Annotated in this window: 17 protein-coding genes; 12 read left to right on the top strand and 5 right to left on the bottom strand. The window is 42.3% G+C overall.

Going from position 1 to position 18,373, the window contains the following annotated elements; translation table 11 throughout:
• The 4 genes from HMPREF1048_RS02800 to HMPREF1048_RS02785 form a co-directional block, all read right to left on the bottom strand.
• The coding region (locus HMPREF1048_RS02800) for an amino acid ABC transporter permease (protein ID WP_000443848.1) at positions 1-658 on the bottom strand (658 nt) is incomplete at its 3' end.
• 9 nt (positions 659-667) lie between these two features.
• On the bottom strand, positions 668-1,345 hold the full coding sequence (locus HMPREF1048_RS02795; RefSeq protein WP_000131137.1) for an amino acid ABC transporter permease: 678 nt from the start codon (positions 1,343-1,345) through the stop codon (positions 668-670).
• A gap of 12 nt (positions 1,346-1,357) precedes the next feature.
• Positions 1,358-2,152 carry a transporter substrate-binding domain-containing protein gene (locus HMPREF1048_RS02790; RefSeq protein WP_000726180.1) on the bottom strand — a complete coding sequence of 265 codons (795 nt, stop codon included), beginning with the start codon at positions 2,150-2,152 and terminating at the stop codon, positions 1,358-1,360.
• Positions 2,153-2,162: 10 nt separating this feature from the next.
• Positions 2,163-2,921 (bottom strand): amino acid ABC transporter ATP-binding protein, encoded by a 759-nt coding sequence (locus tag HMPREF1048_RS02785; protein WP_001229569.1) that lies wholly within the window; start codon positions 2,919-2,921, stop codon positions 2,163-2,165.
• Positions 2,922-3,097: 176 nt separating this feature from the next.
• Here HMPREF1048_RS02785 and recJ point away from each other — a divergent pair, with 176 nt between their 5' ends.
• The 8 genes from recJ (at position 3,098) to HMPREF1048_RS02745 (ending at position 14,056) form a co-directional block, all read left to right on the top strand.
• Positions 3,098-5,320: a single-stranded-DNA-specific exonuclease RecJ gene (recJ, locus tag HMPREF1048_RS02780; RefSeq protein WP_004248164.1), complete on the top strand. Its 2,223-nt coding sequence runs from the start codon at positions 3,098-3,100 to the stop codon at positions 5,318-5,320.
• A gap of 169 nt (positions 5,321-5,489) precedes the next feature.
• Entirely contained in the window at positions 5,490-7,151 is a 1,662-nt protein-coding gene (locus HMPREF1048_RS02775) for a ribonuclease J (RefSeq protein WP_000065616.1), read from the top strand.
• 67 nt (positions 7,152-7,218) lie between these two features.
• Positions 7,219-7,998 carry an alpha/beta hydrolase gene (locus HMPREF1048_RS02770; RefSeq protein WP_000290061.1) on the top strand — a complete coding sequence of 260 codons (780 nt, stop codon included), beginning with the start codon at positions 7,219-7,221 and terminating at the stop codon, positions 7,996-7,998.
• Between the two features lie 111 nt (positions 7,999-8,109).
• On the top strand, positions 8,110-9,330 hold the full coding sequence (locus tag HMPREF1048_RS02765) for a peptidoglycan bridge formation alanyltransferase MurM (RefSeq protein ID WP_000286579.1): 1,221 nt from the start codon (positions 8,110-8,112) through the stop codon (positions 9,328-9,330).
• A 4-nt stretch (positions 9,331-9,334) separates the two neighbouring features.
• The gene (murN, locus tag HMPREF1048_RS02760) at positions 9,335-10,567 is read left to right on the top strand and encodes a peptidoglycan bridge formation alanyltransferase MurN (protein ID WP_001229523.1); all 1,233 of its coding nucleotides are present in this window, start codon (positions 9,335-9,337) and stop codon (positions 10,565-10,567) included.
• Positions 10,568-10,645: 78 nt separating this feature from the next.
• Positions 10,646-11,347, top strand: coding sequence for a M57 family metalloprotease (locus HMPREF1048_RS02755; protein WP_001267419.1), 702 nt, complete (start codon positions 10,646-10,648; stop codon positions 11,345-11,347).
• 38 nt (positions 11,348-11,385) lie between these two features.
• Positions 11,386-13,233, top strand: a complete 1,848-nt coding sequence (gene uvrC, locus HMPREF1048_RS02750; RefSeq protein WP_001061121.1) for an excinuclease ABC subunit UvrC — start codon at positions 11,386-11,388, stop codon at positions 13,231-13,233.
• Positions 13,223-14,056: a metallophosphoesterase family protein gene (locus tag HMPREF1048_RS02745; RefSeq protein WP_001015762.1), complete on the top strand. Its 834-nt coding sequence runs from the start codon at positions 13,223-13,225 to the stop codon at positions 14,054-14,056. Before uvrC ends, HMPREF1048_RS02745 begins: the two co-directional genes overlap by 11 nt.
• A gap of 179 nt (positions 14,057-14,235) precedes the next feature.
• On the opposite strand, the gene HMPREF1048_RS02740 is transcribed toward HMPREF1048_RS02745, so the two are convergent.
• Entirely contained in the window at positions 14,236-15,036 is an 801-nt protein-coding gene (locus HMPREF1048_RS02740) for an amino acid ABC transporter substrate-binding protein (RefSeq protein ID WP_000714640.1), read from the bottom strand.
• A 170-nt stretch (positions 15,037-15,206) separates the two neighbouring features.
• Here HMPREF1048_RS02740 and HMPREF1048_RS02735 point away from each other — a divergent pair, with 170 nt between their 5' ends.
• The 4 genes from HMPREF1048_RS02735 (at position 15,207) to HMPREF1048_RS02715 (ending at position 18,354) form a co-directional block, all read left to right on the top strand.
• Positions 15,207-15,812 carry a nitroreductase family protein gene (locus HMPREF1048_RS02735; protein WP_000670166.1) on the top strand — a complete coding sequence of 202 codons (606 nt, stop codon included), beginning with the start codon at positions 15,207-15,209 and terminating at the stop codon, positions 15,810-15,812.
• 16 nt (positions 15,813-15,828) lie between these two features.
• Entirely contained in the window at positions 15,829-17,229 is a 1,401-nt protein-coding gene (gene pepV, locus HMPREF1048_RS02730; RefSeq protein WP_000125032.1) for a dipeptidase PepV, read from the top strand.
• Between the two features lie 53 nt (positions 17,230-17,282).
• Positions 17,283-17,861 (top strand): uracil-DNA glycosylase family protein, encoded by a 579-nt coding sequence (locus tag HMPREF1048_RS02725; RefSeq protein WP_000078161.1) that lies wholly within the window; start codon positions 17,283-17,285, stop codon positions 17,859-17,861.
• 205 nt (positions 17,862-18,066) lie between these two features.
• On the top strand, positions 18,067-18,354 hold the full coding sequence (locus tag HMPREF1048_RS02715) for a rhodanese-like domain-containing protein (RefSeq protein WP_000659162.1): 288 nt from the start codon (positions 18,067-18,069) through the stop codon (positions 18,352-18,354).
• Positions 18,355-18,373 lie beyond the last annotated feature (19 nt).

Below are 18,373 nucleotides of genomic sequence, written 5' to 3'. Positions count from 1 at the left end.
ATTCTGCAGCTTGTTGCCAACGTTTGGCCAGCATATGAGACAGGCTAGAAATGGCTAGATTAAAGCTGAAGTAGATGAGGGCGATCAGGATATACAGACTGAAGACTTGCTCTGGTTCGAAATAACGGCCCATGAGAATTTGGCTAGCTCCAAAGAGCTCTTGTAGGGCGATAACAGAGTAGAGAAGACTGGTATCCTTAATCACGGTTACAAACTGAGAAATGATGGCTGGCAGCATTTTACGAATAGCTTGTGGGAGAATGATGTGATAGAGGATTTGGGCTGAGGTAAATCCTTGAGACATTCCTGCTTCGTACTGTCCCTTGTCTACGGCATTGAGACCGCCTCGGATAATCTCAGCCAAGGCTGCTGAGGTAAAGAGAGTGAAGGCTGTAATACCTGCTGGAGTGGACTTCATCTTAAAGACTAAAAAGATAGTGAAAATCCAGAGGAGGTTGGGAACGTTACGCACAAACTCGATGTAAATGCTGGAGATGATGCGCAAGATAGGATTTTTGCCATTTCTCATGACGGCTAGCACCGTACCGATAAAGGTAGAGAGGATGATGGCAATCAGAGAAATGTAGAGGGTCAAGCCAAATCCTTTAAAGATAAAGATTAGGTTATCTGGGGTCAAAACTTCTAAAATGGATTCCATAGTAACCTCCTAAAGTGAATAGGCTTTTTTGTTGGCTTGCTCCATCTTGCGACCAAACTGGGCAACAGGGAAGCATAGAGAGAAGTAGAGAAGGGCAGCGCCTAGAAAGGCTGGAATGTAGTTTCCGTTAAGTGCTGACCAAGACTTGGTCACAAACATCAGGTCCACTCCAGAGATGATAGCGACTGTGGAGGTATTCTTGATGAGGTTGACGATTTGGTTGGTCAAAGGAGGGAGAATGATACGAAAGGCCTGAGGTAAGATAATCAAGCGCATGGCACTGATATAGGTAAAACCTTGCGATAAGGCAGCCTCCATCTGACCGCTAGGAATAGACTGAATACCTGAACGAATCACTTCAGCGATATAGGCGCCGTGATAGAGTCCCACGCAGAGTACAGCCGTCCAATAAATCGGAATCATGATGATATGGTCACTGATAAGAGGTAGGCCATAAAAAACGATAACAAACTGCACCAAGAGGGGAGTATTTTGGTAAAATTCAACAAAGATGCGAGCTAAAATGCGTAAAATTGGACGTTTACTGGTTGACATGGCTCCAAAGAAGATTCCTAAGACCATGGCGAGGATAAAGGATCCAATCGCTAGGGCAAGAGTGAAGAGGAAACCATTGAAAAATTGTCCAAAATCCTGAAAATAGGCTGTCCAAGATGATAAATCTGTCATGGGGTGTCCTCCTTAATCTGCGGTATGGCTAGATGGTTTGAGCTTGTAACGGTCATAAAGCTTCTGCAAACTACCGTCCTTGCTCCATTTAGTGAGCAAGGTATCAAGATAGTCGCTGAGCTCAGTATTTGATTTCTTGGTAACGATACCGTAGTCAGATGGCTTGAAACTATCATCTAGTAGTACTGTGCGCTTGCTGATGTAGCCAGACAGAATCGAGCGGTCAACGGAAAAGGCATCAATACGGTGAGCGTGCAGGGAAGTAATCAATTCTGGGTAGGAACCAAGTTCGACGAATTTAAACTTCAGACCTTTCTTTTTACCCAGTTCAGTAATCAGGCGTTGGGTGATGGAACCTTGGGCAACTCCGATGGTTTTGCCGTTTAGGTCCTCAATCTTTTTGATTTTGGCAGATTTATTGACCAAAAATCCAGAAGCATCTGTGTAGTAAGGGCTGGTAAAGTTGTAGAGTTTTTTGCGTTCGTCTGTGATGGTAAAGGTCGCGATATCCATATCGACCTGTTCATTGTCTAGGAGTGGTCCACGGGTTTGTGCGGTAACAGGCACATAGCGAACCTTGACCTTGAGCTCATCAGCTACCATCTTGGCCAGGTCAGTTTCGATACCAGAATAGGTCCCAGTCTTAGGATCCTTGTAGCCGAAATTGGGAACGTCTTGTTTGACACCGACAACCAGCTCGCCTCTCTTTTGAATGTCTGCGACACTGGTATCAGCCTGAACTGGTTTTGCAGCAGTAAGGCCGAAAAGGCTAATCAATAATGCGGATAAAAAGAATTTCTTTTTCATAGGCGCCTCCTTATTTGACTTTGTCACTTTCGTGGTTGATGATTTTGCTGAGGAATTGTTGGGCACGAGGTTCGCTTGGATTGTCGAAAAAGTCATCGACATCTGTCGTATCCACCAAAACTTCTCCGTCAGCCATAAAGATGATGCGGTCGGCAACTTCACGGGCGAAGCCCATTTCATGGGTAACGACAATCATATTCATACCATCGTGGGCCAATTTTTGCATAACTGCCAGAACATCGCCGATGGTTTCAGGGTCTAGGGCAGATGTTGGTTCATCAAAGAGAAGGAGTTCCGGATGCATAGCGAGTCCACGTGCAATGGCAATCCGTTGCTTTTGTCCACCAGATAGCATGGCTGGATAGGAATCTTTCTTGTCCCACATATTTACAAATTCCAGATATTTTTGAGCTGTTTTTTCAGCTTCTTTTTTATCAATTCCTAGAACTTTTATGGGTGCAAGTGTTACGTTTTCTAACACTGTTTTGTGAGGGTAGAGGTTAAAATGTTGGAAAACCATGCCGACTTCCTTGCGAAGAGGTACCAAATCTTTCTGGCTGGCACCAGCAACTTGGTGACCATTTACTAGAAGGCTTCCCTTGTCAACAGCCTCCAAACCATTGATGGTGCGGATAAGAGTGGATTTCCCAGAACCAGATGGTCCGAGTAGGACAACGACTTGTCCTTTTTCAAAACGGAGATTGATGTCGCGGAGTGCATGGTAGTCTCCGTAATATTTTTCGACGTGTTCAAATTCTACTAAAGCCATAAGGAATCTCCTTTGTGTCAGATTTTATAACACGATTCTACACCAAAAGAATGGCCTTGTCAAATCATATCTGAAAAAATTCACTAAAATTTTATAAAAAAGCAATCTGGATAGAGAAAACGTCTAAATCATGTTATAATGAAGCAATAGAATTCTTAGAAAGAGTGGATGTCTTTTTGATAACACCTACTTATGAATGGCAATTTGCCCCGCAGGTTGAAGATGCGGATTTTACAAAGATAGCCAAGAAGGCTGGACTGGGTTCTGAGGTGGCTCGGTTATTGTTTGAGAGAGGAATTCAGGACCAAGAAAGTCTGAAGAAGTTTTTAGAACCTTCCTTGGAGGACTTGCACGACCCTTTTTTGCTCCATGATATGGACAAGGCAGTGGCTCGTATTCGTCAGGCCATTGAAGAAGGGGAAAATATCCTCGTTTACGGTGACTATGATGCGGATGGTATGACTTCGGCTTCTATTGTGAAGGAAAGTTTGGAACAGCTTGGCGCTGAGTGCCGTGTTTACTTGCCCAATCGTTTTACTGATGGCTATGGTCCAAATGCTAGTGTTTATAAATACTTTATCGAGCAAGAAGGAATTTCCTTGATTGTGACGGTTGACAATGGGGTTGCTGGTCATGAGGCTATTGAATTGGCCCAGTCTATGGGAGTAGATGTCATTGTGACCGACCATCATTCCATGCCTGAAACCCTGCCTGATGCCTATGCCATCGTTCACCCTGAACACCCTGATGCGGATTATCCTTTTAAATATTTGGCTGGTTGTGGAGTGGCCTTCAAGCTGGCTTGTGCCCTGTTAGAAGAAGTGCAAGTGGAATTGCTTGATTTGGTCGCTATTGGTACCATTGCTGATATGGTGAGTTTGACAGGTGAGAACCGTATATTAGTTCAATATGGTCTGGAAATGTTGGGACACACTCAGCGCATTGGTTTACAAGAAATGCTGGACATGGCTGGGATTGCCGCCAACGAAGTAACAGAAGAAACGGTTGGTTTTCAGATTGCCCCTCGTTTGAATGCCTTAGGCCGCTTGGATGATCCTAATCCTGCCATTGATTTGCTGACTGGATTTGACGACGAGGAGGCGCATGAGATTGCCCTTATGATTCATCAGAAAAACGAAGAGCGCAAGGAAATCGTCCAGTCTATCTATGAAGAAGCTAAGACCATGGTGGATACTGAGAAGAAGGTCCAGGTCTTGGCCAAGGAAGGCTGGAATCCTGGGGTTCTAGGTATCGTGGCTGGTCGTTTGTTGGAAGAACTAGGGCAGACAGTCATCGTTCTCAATATAGAGGACGGTCGTGCCAAGGGTAGTGCTCGTAGCGTGGAAGCGGTCGATATTTTTGAGGCTCTGGATCCTCATAGAGACCTCTTTATCGCCTTTGGTGGCCATGCTGGCGCAGCAGGAATGACGCTGGAAGTGGAGAAACTCTCAGATTTATCTCAGGTTTTGGAAGATTATGTCCGTGAAAAAGGTACAGATGCTGCTGGCAAGAACAAGTTAAACTTAGATGAAGAGCTAGACTTGGAGACACTTAGCTTGGAAACGGTCAAAAGTTTTGAACGTTTAGCTCCCTTTGGAATGAACAATCAGAAACCTGTCTTTTATATCAAGGATTTTCAGGTCGAAAGTGCTCGTACTATGGGAGCAGGAAACGCCCATCTCAAACTGAAAATTTCCAAAGGTGAGGCGAGTTTTGAAGTGGTAGCCTTTGGCCAAGGCGGATGGGTGACAGAGTTTTCTCAAACCAAAAATCTAGAGCTGGCAGTCAAATTGTCTGTCAACCAATGGAATGGCCAAACTGCCCTGCAGTTGATGATGGTGGATGCGCGTGTGGAGGGTGTTCAACTATTTAATATCCGTGGGAAAAATGCAGTTTTGCCAGAAGGAGTTCCAGTCTTGGATTTTGCTGGAGAATTACCGAGTCTAGTAAATAGTGAAGCTGTTGTCGTGAAAAACATTCCTGAGGACATTACTCAGTTGAAGACCATTTTTCAGAAACAGAATTTTTCCGCTGTCTATTTCAAAAATGATATTGATAAGGCCTACTATCTGACGGGGTATGGGACTAGAGAGCAGTTTGCAAAATTGTACAAAACCATCTACCAGTTCCCAGAGTTTGATATTCGCTATAAACTGAAGGATTTGGCGGCTTATCTCAATATCCAACAAATCTTGCTGGTCAAGATGATTCAAGTATTTGAAGAGCTAGGCTTTGTGACGATCAAAGATGGTGTCATGACAGTGAATAAAGAGGCACCGAAGCGGGAAATCGGAGAAAGTCAGATTTACCAAAATCTCAAACAAACCGTCAAAGACCAAGAAATGATGGCGCTGGGTACCGTGCAAGAAATTTATGACTTTTTAATGGAAAAAGAGTAGACGTAGGAAAGAGTTGGGCAACCAGCTCTTTTTTGAAAACAAATCTTCATTTTGAAAATCATCAAAAAAATGGTATAATGGTAGGAAAAGATTCGGCTAAAAGTAGTGCTTTTAGAATAAAAGGGTAAGTAACCCTATAATCAAGATAAATTAAGCTTTCGGAGGAAAAATGAGTAATATCAGTTTAACAACACTTGGTGGTGTACGTGAAAACGGGAAAAATATGTATATCGCTGAAATCGATGGATCTATTTTCGTTTTGGATGCAGGTCTGAAATATCCTGAAAATGAACAACTAGGGGTGGATGTAGTCATTCCAAACATGGACTACCTTTTTGAAAATAGCGACCGTATCGCTGGCGTCTTCTTGACCCACGGACATGCGGATGCTATTGGTGCTCTGCCTTATCTCTTGGCTGAAGCCAAGGTCCCTGTATTTGGGTCTGAGCTGACCATTGAGTTGGCCAAACTCTTTGTCAAAGGAAATGACACAGTTAAGAAATTCAATGATTTCCATGTCATTGATGAGGATACGGAGATTGATTTTGGAGGAACTGTGGTGTCCTTCTTCCGTACGACCCACTCTATTCCAGAAAGTCTGGGTGTGGTCTTGAAGACAGCTGAAGGTAGTATTGTTTACACAGGTGACTTCAAATTTGACCAGACAGCTAGTGAATCTTATGCGACAGACTTCGCTCGCTTGGCAGAAATCGGTCGTGATGGAGTTCTAGCTCTGCTCAGTGACTCAGCCAATGCAGATAGCAATGTCCAAGTGGCTAGCGAAAGTGAAGTTGGGGACGAGATCACTCAAACCATTTCGGACTGGGATGGTCGTATCATTGTTGCAGCAGTAGCCAGCAACCTCTCTCGTATCCAGCAGGTGTTTGACGCTGCGGATGCAACAGGCCGTCGTGTGGTCTTGACAGGATTCGATATTGAAAATATTGTCCGTACTGCTATTCGCCTTAAGAAATTGTCTCTAGCTAACGAGAGTCTTTTGATTAAGCCGAAAGATATGTCTCGCTTTGAGGATCATGAGTTGATTATCCTTGAGACAGGTCGTATGGGTGAGCCTATCAACGGTCTTCGAAAGATGTCGATTGGTCGCCATCGTTATGTGGAAATCAAGGACGGTGACCTGGTCTATATCGTAACGACTCCATCTATCGCCAAAGAAGCAGTCATGGCGCGTGTGGAAAACATGATTTACCAAGCTGGCGGGGTTGTCAAACTGATCACCCAAAGCTTGCGTGTGTCAGGTCACGGAAATGCGCGTGATTTGCAGTTGATGATTAATCTCTTGCAACCCAAGTATCTCTTTCCAATTCAAGGGGAATACCGTGAGTTGGATGCCCATGCTAAGGCGGCTATGGCGGTCGGGATGCTGCCAGAACGCATTTTCATCCCTAAAAAGGGAACAAGCATGGCTTATGAGAATGGAGACTTTGTCCCAGCTGGCGCGGTTTCAGCAGGGGATGTCTTGATTGACGGGAATGCCATTGGTGATGTTGGTAATGTGGTTCTTCGTGACCGTAAGGTCTTGTCAGAGGATGGCATTTTCATCGTAGCAATCACCGTTAACCGTCGTGAGAAGAAAATTGTGGCCAAGGCTCGTGTTCACACGCGTGGATTTGTTTATCTCAAGAAGAGCCGCGATATTCTCCGTGAAAGTTCAGAATTGATTAACCAAACGGTAGAAGACTATCTTCAAGGAGATGACTTTGACTGGGCAGATCTTAAAGGGAAGGTTCGTGATAATCTGACCAAGTATCTCTTTGACCAAACTAAGCGTCGTCCAGCTATTTTACCAGTAGTCATGGAAGCAAAATAATCGTTGAAATAAACGGAGAGAAAGTCGAATTTCGGCTTTTTCTTATAGAAAAATAGAGGAAAAAATTATGGCAGTAATGAACATCGAGTATTACTCACAAGTTTTGGATATGGAGTGGGGAGTGAATGTCCTCTATCCTGACGCCAATAGAGTGGAAGAACCAGAGTGTGAAGATATTCCCGTCTTGTACCTCTTGCACGGGATGTCTGGCAATCATAATAGTTGGCTCAAGCGGACCAACGTAGAACGATTGCTTCGAGGAACTAATCTCATCGCTGTCATGCCTAATACCAGCAATGGTTGGTACACCGATACCCAGTATGGTTTTGACTATTACACAGCTCTAGCAGAGGAATTGCCAAAGGTTTTGAAACGCTTCTTCCCTAATATGACTAGCAAGCGTGAAAAGACCTTTATCGCTGGTCTCTCTATGGGAGGTTACGGCTGTTTTAAATTGGCTCTTGCTACAAATCGTTTCTCTCGTGCAGCTAGCTTTTCAGGCGCCCTTAGTTTTCAAGATTTTTCTCCTGAAAGCCAAAATCTGGGGACACCAGCTTACTGGAGAGGTGTTTTTGGAGAGATTAAAGATTGGACAACTAGTCCCTATTCGCTTGAAAGTCTGGCTAAAAAATCGGATAAAAAGACCAAGCTGTGGGCTTGGTGTGGCGAGCAGGATTTCTTGTATGAAGCCAATAATCTAGCAGTGAAAAACCTCAAAAAGCTGGGATTTGATGTGACCTATAGCCATAGCGCTGGAACTCACGAATGGTACTATTGGGAAAAACAATTGGAACGGTTTCTAGGAACTCTGCCAATTGATTTCAAATTAGAAGAGAGATTGAGTTAGTTTGAACTTCAGTATAGGGGGAGTAGAACTAAAATAAAATATGTTTTCACTAGACTTTTTAAACGAAAGTAGTAGAATAGTAATAAGATACTGGAGGAAAGAGAGTAGGAAATGTACCGTTATCAAATTGGCATTCCCACATTAGAATATGATCAGTTTGTCAAAGAACATGAATTAGCTAATGTATTACAAAGCAGTGCTTGGGAAAAAGTGAAATCTGATTGGAATCATGAGAAATTTGGTGTCTATGAAGAGGGGAAGTTACTGGCTGTGGCTAGTATTCTCATAAAATCTCTGCCTTTAGGCTATAAAATGTTTTATATTCCAAGAGGTCCTATATTGGATTACAGGGATATAGAACTTTTAAAGTTTGTCCTGCAGTCCATTAAGTCTTATGCTCGCAGTAAGAGAGCGGTTTTTGTGACTTTCGATCCAAGTATTTGTCTATCTCAATATTTGGTCAATCAAGATAAGATAGAATATCCTGAAAATCTTGCTATTGTTGAGATTTTAGGGCAATTAGGAGTGAAATGGTCTGGGCGGACAACCGAGATGGATGACACCATTCAGCCTCGTATTCAGGCGAAAATATATAAGGAAAATTTTGAAGAAGATAAACTTTCTAAATCAACGAGGCAAGCTATCCGAACAGCACGAAATAAAGGGCTTGAGATTCAATATGGTGGACTGGAACTATTAGATTCATTTTCGGAGTTGATGAAAAAAACTGAGAAGCGAAAAGAGATTCATTTAAGAAACGAAGCCTATTATAAAAAATTATTAGATAACTTCAAAGAAGATTCTTATATCACGCTAACGAGTTTGGATGTTTCTAAGCGTTTAAGAGAATTAGAAGAACAGTTAGAAAAAAATAGAGTAGTTGCAGAAAAATTTAATGATGCAACCAAATCTTCAAAAATTCAGGAAAATATAAAAGAAAAAGAACGTTTAGAAGAGGAAATAGATTTCTTGCAGGGATATATGAATATGGGAAAATCAAACATTCCGTTAGCGGCTACTTTGAGTTTGGAATTTGGTATTACCTCTGTCAATCTATATGCTGGTATGGATGATGATTTTAAACGTTACAATGCACCAATTTTAACTTGGTATGAAACGGCTCGCTATGCCTTTGAGCGAGGTATGTTGTGGCAAAATTTAGGTGGTGTTGAAAACTCTCTCAATGGTGGACTTTATCATTTTAAGGAAAAATTTAATCCAACGATTGAAGAATATTTGGGAGAATTTACAATGCCTATCCATCCTCTCTATCCTCTGTTAAGACTTGCTCTTGATTTCCGTAAAACATTAAGAAAAAAACATAGAAAGTAAGTATATGGCACTAACTACACTCACGAAAGAAGAGTTTCGTACTTATTCTGATCAGGTTTCTTCTCGTTCCTTTATGCAATCTGTTCAGATGGGGGACTTGTTAGAAAAAAGAGGGGCTCGAATTGTTTATCTAGCTTTGAAACAAGAAGGAGAAATTCAAGTTGCAGCTCTGGTTTATAGCTTGCCCATGCTGGGTGGCCTGCATATGGAGATCAATTCGGGGCCGATTTATACCCAACAAGATGCTCTTCCAGTTTTTTATGCGGAGTTAAAAGAATATGCCAAGCAAAATGGTGTATTAGAGTTGCTTGTAAAACCTTATGAAACTTATCAAACTTTTGATAGTGAAGGTAATCCAATAGATACTGAGAAAAAAAGTATCATTCAAGCTTTAACTGATTTAGGTTATCAATTTGATGGATTGACAACAGGTTATCCAGGTGGAGAACCAGATTGGTTATACTATAAAGATTTGACTGAATTAACTGAAAAGAATTTGCTTAAAAGTTTTAGCAAAAAGGGTAAACCCTTGGTGAAAAAGGCTGAAACGTTTGGCATTCGGTTGAAAAAGTTACAACGTGAAGAACTATCGATTTTTAAGAATATAACAAAAGAAACCTCTGAACGTAGAGAATACAGTGATAAAAGTTTAGAATATTATGAGCACTTTTATGATTCATTTGGAGAACAAGCGGAGTTTCTCATAGCAACCTTGAATTTTTCGGACTATATGAGCAAATTGCAAGGTGAACAAAGTAAACTAGAAGAAATCTTGGGCAAGTTGCGACTTGATTTGAGTAAAAATCCTCATTCTGAGAAAAAACAAAATCAGCTGAGAGAATATTCTAGTCAATTTGAAACGTTTGAAGTTCGAAAAGCAGAAGCGCGAGACTTGATTGAAAAATATGGAGAAGAAGATATTGTTTTAGCCGGGAGTTTATTTGTTTATATGCCTCAGGAAACGACTTATCTCTTTAGTGGTTCTTACACTGAGTTTAATAAGTTCTATGCGCCTGCACTGCTTCAAAAATATGTTATGTTGGAAAGCATAAAACGTGGAATACCTAAATACAACTTCCTAGGCATTCAAGGGATTTTTGATGGTAGTGATGGTGTTTTGCGTTTTAAACAAAATTTTAATGGCTATATTGTACGTAAAGCAGGAACTTTCCGTTATCATCCATCGCCTTTAAAATACAAAGCTATTCAGTTATTCAAAAAAATAGTAGGACGTTAAGATGAAAAAGCCAGTATTTAGCTTTCTTTCAGCTTGTTTTAGTAAAATAGACTTTATTTGCTAGAAAGGTGGAGAGATATGCGTTGGCTTTTTCGTTTGATAGGGGCTTTCTTTTATTTTATTTGGCGTTTGTTTTGGCGTCTGGTTTGGATTGTTTTGCTTTTATGTACTCTTGCTTTTGGATTTCTCTGGTATCTGAACGGGGATTTTCAAGGGGCGCTGAAGCAAGCAGAACGGTCAGTAAAAATTGGTCAACAAAGTATCGACCAATGGGAAAGAACAGGGCAACTGCCTAAGTTGAACCAGACAGATAGCCACCAGCATTCTGAAGGAAGATGGCCACAGGCTTCTGCTCGTATTTACTTGGATCCGCAGATGGATTCACGCTTTCAAGAGGCATATTTAGAAGCAATTCAGAACTGGAATCAAACTGGTGCCTTTCATTTTGAACTTGTGACTGAGTCCAGCAAGGCAGATATCTTGGCTACGGAGATGAATGACGGAGGTACTCCTGTGGCAGGAGAAGCGGAAAGTCAGACCAATCTCTTGACGGGGCAATTCTTGTCTGTCACGGTGCGGTTGAATCACTATTATCTGTCCAATCCTAACTATGGCTATTCCTATGAGCGCATTGTCCATACTGCAGAACATGAGTTGGGTCATGCGATTGGCTTGGACCATACAGATGAGAAGTCTGTCATGCAACCTGCGGGTTCATTTTATGGTATCCAGAAAGAGGATGTTGAAAGACTTCGAAAATTATATGAGACTAGTGAGTAGGGGACTATCTTTCCCTACTTTTTTGCTATAATGGAATTATGAACAACTTGATTAAATCAAAACTAGAGCTCTTGCCGACCAGCCCTGGTTGCTACATTCACAAGGATAAAAACGGCACCATTATCTATGTAGGAAAGGCAAAAAATCTGCGTAACCGCGTGAGATCTTATTTCCGTGGGAGTCACGATACCAAGACAGAGGCCTTGGTGTCTGAAATTGTGGATTTTGAATTTATTGTTACGGAGTCTAATATTGAGGCACTTCTCCTAGAAATTAATCTGATCAAGGAAAATAAGCCTAAATACAATATCATGCTCAAGGATGATAAGTCCTATCCCTTCATCAAAATCACCAATGAGCGCTATCCTCGTTTGATTATTACCCGTCAGGTCAAAAAGGACGGCGGTCTCTACTTTGGACCTTACCCAGATGTGGGGGCAGCCAATGAAATCAAGCGGCTGCTGGATCGAATTTTCCCTTTTCGTAAGTGTACGAATCCGCCGTCTAAGGTCTGTTTTTACTACCATATCGGTCAATGTATGGCCCACACTATCTGTAAGAAGGATGAGGCCTACTTCAAGTCTATGGCTCAGGAGGTTTCTGACTTCTTAAAAGGACAGGATGACAAAATCATCGATGATCTTAAGGGAAAAATGGCAGCGGCAGCCCAGACTATGGAATTTGAGCGTGCAGCGGAATACCGTGACCTAATTCAGGCCATTGGAACGCTTCGGACCAAGCAACGGGTCATGGCTAAGGATCTCCAGAATCGGGATGTCTTTGGCTACTATGTGGACAAGGGTTGGATGTGTGTTCAGGTTTTCTTTGTTCGTCAGGGAAAACTCATTGAGCGGGATGTCAATCTTTTTCCCTACTACAACGATCCGGATGAGGATTTCTTGACCTATGTAGGACAATTCTATCAAGAAAAATCCCACCTGGTTCCCAATGAGGTACTGATTCCACAGGATATTGACGAAGAAGCTGTCAAGGCTTTGGTAGACACCAAGATTCTTAAGCCTCAGCGTGGAGAGAAAAAGCAGCTGGTCAATCTGGCTATAAAGAATGCTCGAGTCAGTCTAGAGCAGAAATTCAACCTGCTAGAGAAATCTGTCGAAAAGACACAAGGAGCTATTGAAAATCTAGGTCGTTTGCTCCAAATACCGACCCCAGTCCGCATCGAGTCCTTCGATAATTCTAATATCATGGGAACTAGCCCTGTTTCAGCCATGGTGGTCTTTGTCAACGGCAAACCAAGTAAAAAAGATTATCGTAAGTATAAAATCAAGACTGTCGTCGGACCAGACGACTATGCCAGTATGAGAGAAGTCATTCGCAGGCGCTATGGTCGAGTACAGCGTGACGGTTTGACTCCTCCAGATTTGATTGTGATTGATGGGGGACCAGGTCAAGTCAATATAGCCAAGCAAGTCATCCAAGAGGAGCTGGGCTTGGATATTCCCATTGCAGGTCTGCAAAAGAATGATAAACACCAAACTCATGAATTGCTCTTTGGAGATCCACTTGAGGTGGTGGAGTTGTCTCGCAATTCTCAGGAATTTTTCCTCCTCCAACGCATCCAAGATGAGGTGCACCGCTTTGCTATTACTTTCCACCGGCAACTGCGCTCCAAAAATTCTTTTTCATCACAACTGGATGGAATTGAAGGGCTGGGACCTAAACGCAAGCAGAATCTCATGAAGCATTTCAAGTCTTTGACCAAAATCAAGGAAGCAAGTGTGGATGAGATTGTCGAAGTCGGTGTGCCTAGAGCTGTTGCAGAGGCTGTGCAAAACAAGTTGAACCCGCAGGAAGAAGAGGAATTGGCTCAAGTGGCGGAAGAAAGAGTAGATTATCAAACAGAAGGAGACCATCATGAACCATAAAATCGCAATTTTATCAGATATTCATGGCAATGCGACGGCCTTAGAAGCAGTGATTACAGATGCTAAAAATCAAGGAGTCAGTGAATACTGGCTTCTGGGAGATATTTTTCTTCCTGGTCCAGGTGCAAATGACTTGGTAACCCTGCTAAAGGATCTTCCTATCACGGCAAGTGTTCGAGGCAATTGGGATGATTGTGTCCTTGAGGCTTTAGATGTGCAATATGGCTTAGAAGACCCACAGGAAGTCCAGCTCATGCGATTGACCCAGTTTTTGATGGAGCGAATGGATTCTACAACGATTGTCTGGTTACGAAACTTGCCTTTGCTTGAAAAGAAAGAAATTGACGGCTTGCGCTTTTCTATCTCTCATAATTTGCCAAATAAGAACTATGGTGGTGACTTGCTAGTTGAGAATGATACAGAGAAATTTGACCAACTACTAGATGAGGAAACGGACGTGGCAGTCTATGGTCATGTTCACAAGCAGTTGCTTCGTTATGGCAGTCAAGGGCAACAAATTATCAATCCAGGTTCGATTGGTATGCCCTATTTTAATTGGGAGGCGTTAAAAAATCACCGTGCCCAGTATGCCGTGATAGAGGTTGAAGATGGGGAATTGGTCAATATACAATTTCGTAAAGTTGCTTATGATTACGAGGCTGAGTTAGAATTGGCCAAGTCCAAGGGGCTTCCCTTTATCGAAATGTATGAAGAATTACGTCGTGAAGATAACTATCAGGGACACAATCTGGAATTATTAGCAAGCTTAATAGAAAAGCATGGGTATATAGAGGATGTGAAGAATTTTTTTGATTTTTTGTAAGAGTTTCCTAAAATAACCAATGCAAACTAAAAACGATTGGCTGATCCAATCGCTTTTAGTATATCTTATACTCAATGAAAATTAAAGAGCAAACTAGGAAGCTAGACGTAGGTTGCTCAAAGCACAGCTTTGAGGTTGCAGATAAAGCTGACGTGGTTTGAAGAGATTTTCGAAGAGTATTATTGTAACTGAGATTTATCTGGAAGATAAGAACCACCTAGATAAGTATTGCTGAGTTTTTCGAGTGTTCCGTTTTGGTAGAGTTCTTTGAGTGCTTTATCAAATTGCTCTTTAAACTCTTTTTGGTCGCTTGAGAAAACGATATAGTTGCTGGGGCTATCGGCAGAAGGCAAGTCAACCACAGAAAGGTCTAAGCCACGGTCCTTGATAATCTTTTGCACGGATACCTTGTCAAAAACTAGGAAATCAAACTCTCCGTTAGCAAGGTCTAGGATTCGTTTACCGATATCTTCACCAGAAAAATCGATAGTAGCAGGATTATCAGTGTGTTTTTGATTCCAGTTATTGATGAATTGAGCGTTTGAAGTTCCGGTATCCTCTTGAGTTGTTTTGCCAGCGATTTGGTCAAGTGAAGTCAGAGGATTTTTCTTGTTACTGACGAGGACGAGGGGATTATTCGAAATTGGAAGTGAGTAGAGGTATTTCTCAGCACGTTCTTTTGTATAACTCAAGTTATTAGCTGCAGCCTGATAGTGACCAGAATCAAGTCCTGGGAAGATACTCTCCCAGGCAGTTCTTTGGAATTGAATCTCGTAGTCGCTGAGTTTTTCATCCACTGCCTTTAGAACTTCGATATCGAAACCTGTCAGATTGCCCTTGTCTTCGTAGTCAAATGGTGGCACATCACCAGCTGTTGCAACGACGATTGTCTTTTGAGAACTAGTCTCTTTAGGTGTAGCTTGATTTCCACAGGCAACCAAAAATGGTAGGATGGCTAGTAATAGGCTAAATTTTTTCATAATGTCTCCATTCAGATGTAAGATATCTGCTAGTTTATCAGAAATTTTCCTGATGAACCAATATATGTTTTTTATGGTTGCGATAAAAAAACTTAATCATGGAAAATATCTGCAAGCTCTTTCAAATTATGGTAGAATGGAAGCAGTAGAATTAGAAAAGGAAATCGATTATGAAATTTCTTGAATTAAACAAAAAACGTCATGCGACCAAGCATTTCACTGACAAGCCAGTGGATCCCAAAGATGTGCGTACGGCTATCGAAATTGCAACCTTGGCACCAAGCGCCCACAACAGCCAGCCTTGGAAATTTGTGGTGGTTCGTGAGAAAAATGCTGAACTGGCAAAATTAGCTTATGGTTCCAACTTTGAGCAGGTATCATCAGCACCTGTAACCATTGCTCTGTTTACAGATACAGATCTGGCTAAACGTGCTCGTAAGATTGCCCGAGTTGGTGGTGCTAATAACTTTTCTGAAGAGCAACTACAATACTTCATGAAAAATTTGCCTGCTGAATTTGCCCGTTACAATGAACAACAGGTTAGTGACTACCTAGCCCTCAATGCAGGTCTGGTTGCCATGAACTTGGTTTTGGCTCTTACAGACCAAGGAATCGGATCAAATCTGATTCTTGGTTTTGACAAATCAAAAGTCAACGAAGTTTTGGAAATCGAAGACCGTTTCCGTCCAGAACTCTTGATTACAGTGGGTTACACAGACGAAAAATTAGAACCAAGCTACCGTTTGCCAGTAGATGAAATCATCGAGAAAAGATAGAAAGAAGAAGAAAAAAATGACAGCAATTGATTTTACAGCAGAAGTAGAAAAACGCAAAGAAGACCTCTTGGCTGACTTGTTTAGCCTATTAGAAATCAACTCTGAACGTGACGATAGCAAGGCAGATGCTGAGCATCCATTTGGACCTGGGCCGGTAAAAGCCTTGGAAAAATTCCTTGAAATCGCAGACCGCGATGGCTACCCAACTAAAAATGTTGACAACTACGCAGGACATTTTGAGTTTGGTGATGGAGAAGAAGTTCTCGGAATCTTTGCCCACATGGACGTGGTTCCAGCTGGTAGCGGTTGGGACACAGACCCTTACACACCAACTATCAAAGACGGTCGCCTCTATGCGCGTGGAGCTTCTGATGACAAGGGTCCTACAACAGCTTGTTACTATGGCTTGAAAATCATCAAAGAATTGGGGCTTCCAACTTCTAAGAAAGTTCGCTTTATTGTCGGAACAGACGAAGAATCAGGCTGGGCAGACATGGACTACTACTTCGAGCACGTAGGACTTGCAAAACCAGACTTCGGTTTCTCTCCAGATGCTGAATTCCCTATCATCAATGGTGAAAAAGGAAATATCACGGAATACCTTCACTTTGCAGGTGAAAATACAGGTGCAGCCTGTCTTCACAGCTTCACAGGTGGTTTGCGTGAAAATATGGTACCTGAATCAGCAACAGCAGTCGTTTCAGGTGATTTGGCTGACTTGCAAGCTAAACTAGATGCCTTTGTTGCAGAACACAAACTTAGAGGAGAACTCCAAGAAGAAGCTGGCCAATACAAGGTGACGATCATTGGTAAATCAGCCCACGGTGCTATGCCTGCTTCAGGTGTCAATGGTGCGACTTACCTAGCCCTCTTCCTTAGCCAGTTTGACTTTGCTGGTCCAGCTGAAGACTACCTTGACATCGCTGGTAAAATTCTCTTGAACGACCATGAGGGTGAAAATCTCAAGATTGCTCATGTGGATGCAAAGATGGGTGCCCTTTCTATGAATGCCGGTGTCTTCCGCTTTGACGAAACAAGCGCTGATAATACCATTGCCCTCAACATCCGCTATCCAAAAGGAACAAGTCCAGAACAAATCAAGTCAACCCTTGAAAACTTGCCAGTTGCTTCTGTTAGCCTTTCTGAGCACGGTCATACCCCTCACTATGTGCCAATGGAAGATCCACTTGTGCAAACCTTGTTGAATGTTTATGAAAAACAAACTGGTCTTAAAGGTCACGAGCAAGTCATCGGTGGTGGAACCTTTGGTCGCTTGCTCGAACGCGGAGTTGCCTACGGTGCCATGTTCCCAGATTCTATTGATACTATGCACCAAGCCAATGAATTTATCGCCTTGGATGATCTCTTCCGCGCAGCAGCAATCTATGCCGAAGCTATCTATGAATTGATCAAATAAAACGATAGAAGTCTGAGATCTTATGCTTGGACTTCTTTTTGGAGGGAAAACAGATGTCTCAAATCGAAAGAATTAAGCAGGCTATTATGGTGGATCCGCAGAATGCCAGCTATACAGAACGCGGCATTGAACCTCTCTTTGCGGCGCCAAAGACTGCTCGCATCAATATCATCGGTCAGGCACCGGGACTTAAAACTCAAGAAGCAGGCCTTTACTGGAAGGACAAGAGTGGTGACCGCTTGCGGGAGTGGCTAGGTGTGGATGAAGACACCTTTTACAACTCAGGTTATTTCGCAGTTCTGCCCATGGATTTCTACTTTCCAGGGCATGGCAAGTCGGGCGATCTTCCACCTCGTACCGGTTTTGCAGAAAAATGGCATCCGCAGCTCTTGAAAGAATTACCAGATATCCAGTTGACCCTCTTGATTGGGCAATATTCCCAAGCCTACTATTTACAGGAGAAAATCAGCGGCAAGGTGACAGAACGGGTAAAACATTACCAGAACTACTTGCCAACCTATTTTCCGCTAGTTCACCCCTCACCGCGAAATCAAATCTGGATGGCCAAAAATCCTTGGTTTGAGGCAGAAGTAGTGCCAGATTTGAAAAAAAGAATTAAAACCATTTTATAGTCAATGAAAATCAAAGAGCAAACTAGGAAGCTAGCCACAGGCTGCTCAAAGTACAGCTTTGAGGTTGTGGATGGAACTGACGAAGTCAGCTCAAAACACAGTTTTGAGGTTGTGGATAGAACTGACGAAGTCAGTAACCATACCTACGGTAAGGCGCCGCTGACGTGGTTTGAAGAGATTTTCGAAGAGTATTAGGAGAAAAAGAATGAAAGAAATAACCTTTGACGCATTTTACCAGCTTTACCAAAACGACCGACTTTCTTTAGTGGACGTGAGAGAAGTGGATGAGTTTGAAGCTCTTCATTTAGAAGGTACTCAGAATCTTCCTCTGAGTCAATTAGCTGATACTTATGATCAATTGGACAAGGATCAGTTACATTATGTCATTTGTAAATCTGGAATGAGATCGGCGCGTGCTTGCCAATTCTTATCAGAACAAGGTTATGAGGTTATCAATGTCCAAGGTGGCATGATGGCCTTTGAAGAACTTTAATACTCAATGAAAATCAAAG

This window comes from Streptococcus mitis SK575 (assembly GCF_000257865.1).
Classification (GTDB): Bacteria; Bacillota; Bacilli; order Lactobacillales; family Streptococcaceae; genus Streptococcus; species Streptococcus mitis_CQ.
This window is presented reverse-complemented; position numbering and strand designations above follow the sequence as displayed.

What these genes read in the sequence shown, in the direction of transcription:
- HMPREF1048_RS02795 (WP_000131137.1), bottom strand. Translation starts at nt 1,345, where the DNA reads ATGACAGATTTATCATCTTGGACAGCCTATTTTCAGGATTTTGGACAA.
- HMPREF1048_RS02790 (WP_000726180.1), bottom strand. Translation starts at nt 2,152, where the DNA reads ATGAAAAAGAAATTCTTTTTATCCGCATTATTGATTAGCCTTTTCGGC.
- HMPREF1048_RS02785 (WP_001229569.1), bottom strand. Translation starts at nt 2,921, where the DNA reads ATGGCTTTAGTAGAATTTGAACACGTCGAAAAATATTACGGAGACTAC.
- HMPREF1048_RS02775 (WP_000065616.1), top strand. Translation starts at nt 5,490, where the DNA reads ATGAGTAATATCAGTTTAACAACACTTGGTGGTGTACGTGAAAACGGG.
- HMPREF1048_RS02770 (WP_000290061.1), top strand. Translation starts at nt 7,219, where the DNA reads ATGGCAGTAATGAACATCGAGTATTACTCACAAGTTTTGGATATGGAG.
- HMPREF1048_RS02765 (WP_000286579.1), top strand. Translation starts at nt 8,110, where the DNA reads ATGTACCGTTATCAAATTGGCATTCCCACATTAGAATATGATCAGTTT.
- murN (WP_001229523.1), top strand. Translation starts at nt 9,335, where the DNA reads ATGGCACTAACTACACTCACGAAAGAAGAGTTTCGTACTTATTCTGAT.
- HMPREF1048_RS02755 (WP_001267419.1), top strand. Translation starts at nt 10,646, where the DNA reads ATGCGTTGGCTTTTTCGTTTGATAGGGGCTTTCTTTTATTTTATTTGG.
- uvrC (WP_001061121.1), top strand. Translation starts at nt 11,386, where the DNA reads ATGAACAACTTGATTAAATCAAAACTAGAGCTCTTGCCGACCAGCCCT.
- HMPREF1048_RS02745 (WP_001015762.1), top strand. Translation starts at nt 13,223, where the DNA reads ATGAACCATAAAATCGCAATTTTATCAGATATTCATGGCAATGCGACG.
- HMPREF1048_RS02740 (WP_000714640.1), bottom strand. Translation starts at nt 15,036, where the DNA reads ATGAAAAAATTTAGCCTATTACTAGCCATCCTACCATTTTTGGTTGCC.
- HMPREF1048_RS02735 (WP_000670166.1), top strand. Translation starts at nt 15,207, where the DNA reads ATGAAATTTCTTGAATTAAACAAAAAACGTCATGCGACCAAGCATTTC.
- pepV (WP_000125032.1), top strand. Translation starts at nt 15,829, where the DNA reads ATGACAGCAATTGATTTTACAGCAGAAGTAGAAAAACGCAAAGAAGAC.
- HMPREF1048_RS02725 (WP_000078161.1), top strand. Translation starts at nt 17,283, where the DNA reads ATGTCTCAAATCGAAAGAATTAAGCAGGCTATTATGGTGGATCCGCAG.
- HMPREF1048_RS02715 (WP_000659162.1), top strand. Translation starts at nt 18,067, where the DNA reads ATGAAAGAAATAACCTTTGACGCATTTTACCAGCTTTACCAAAACGAC.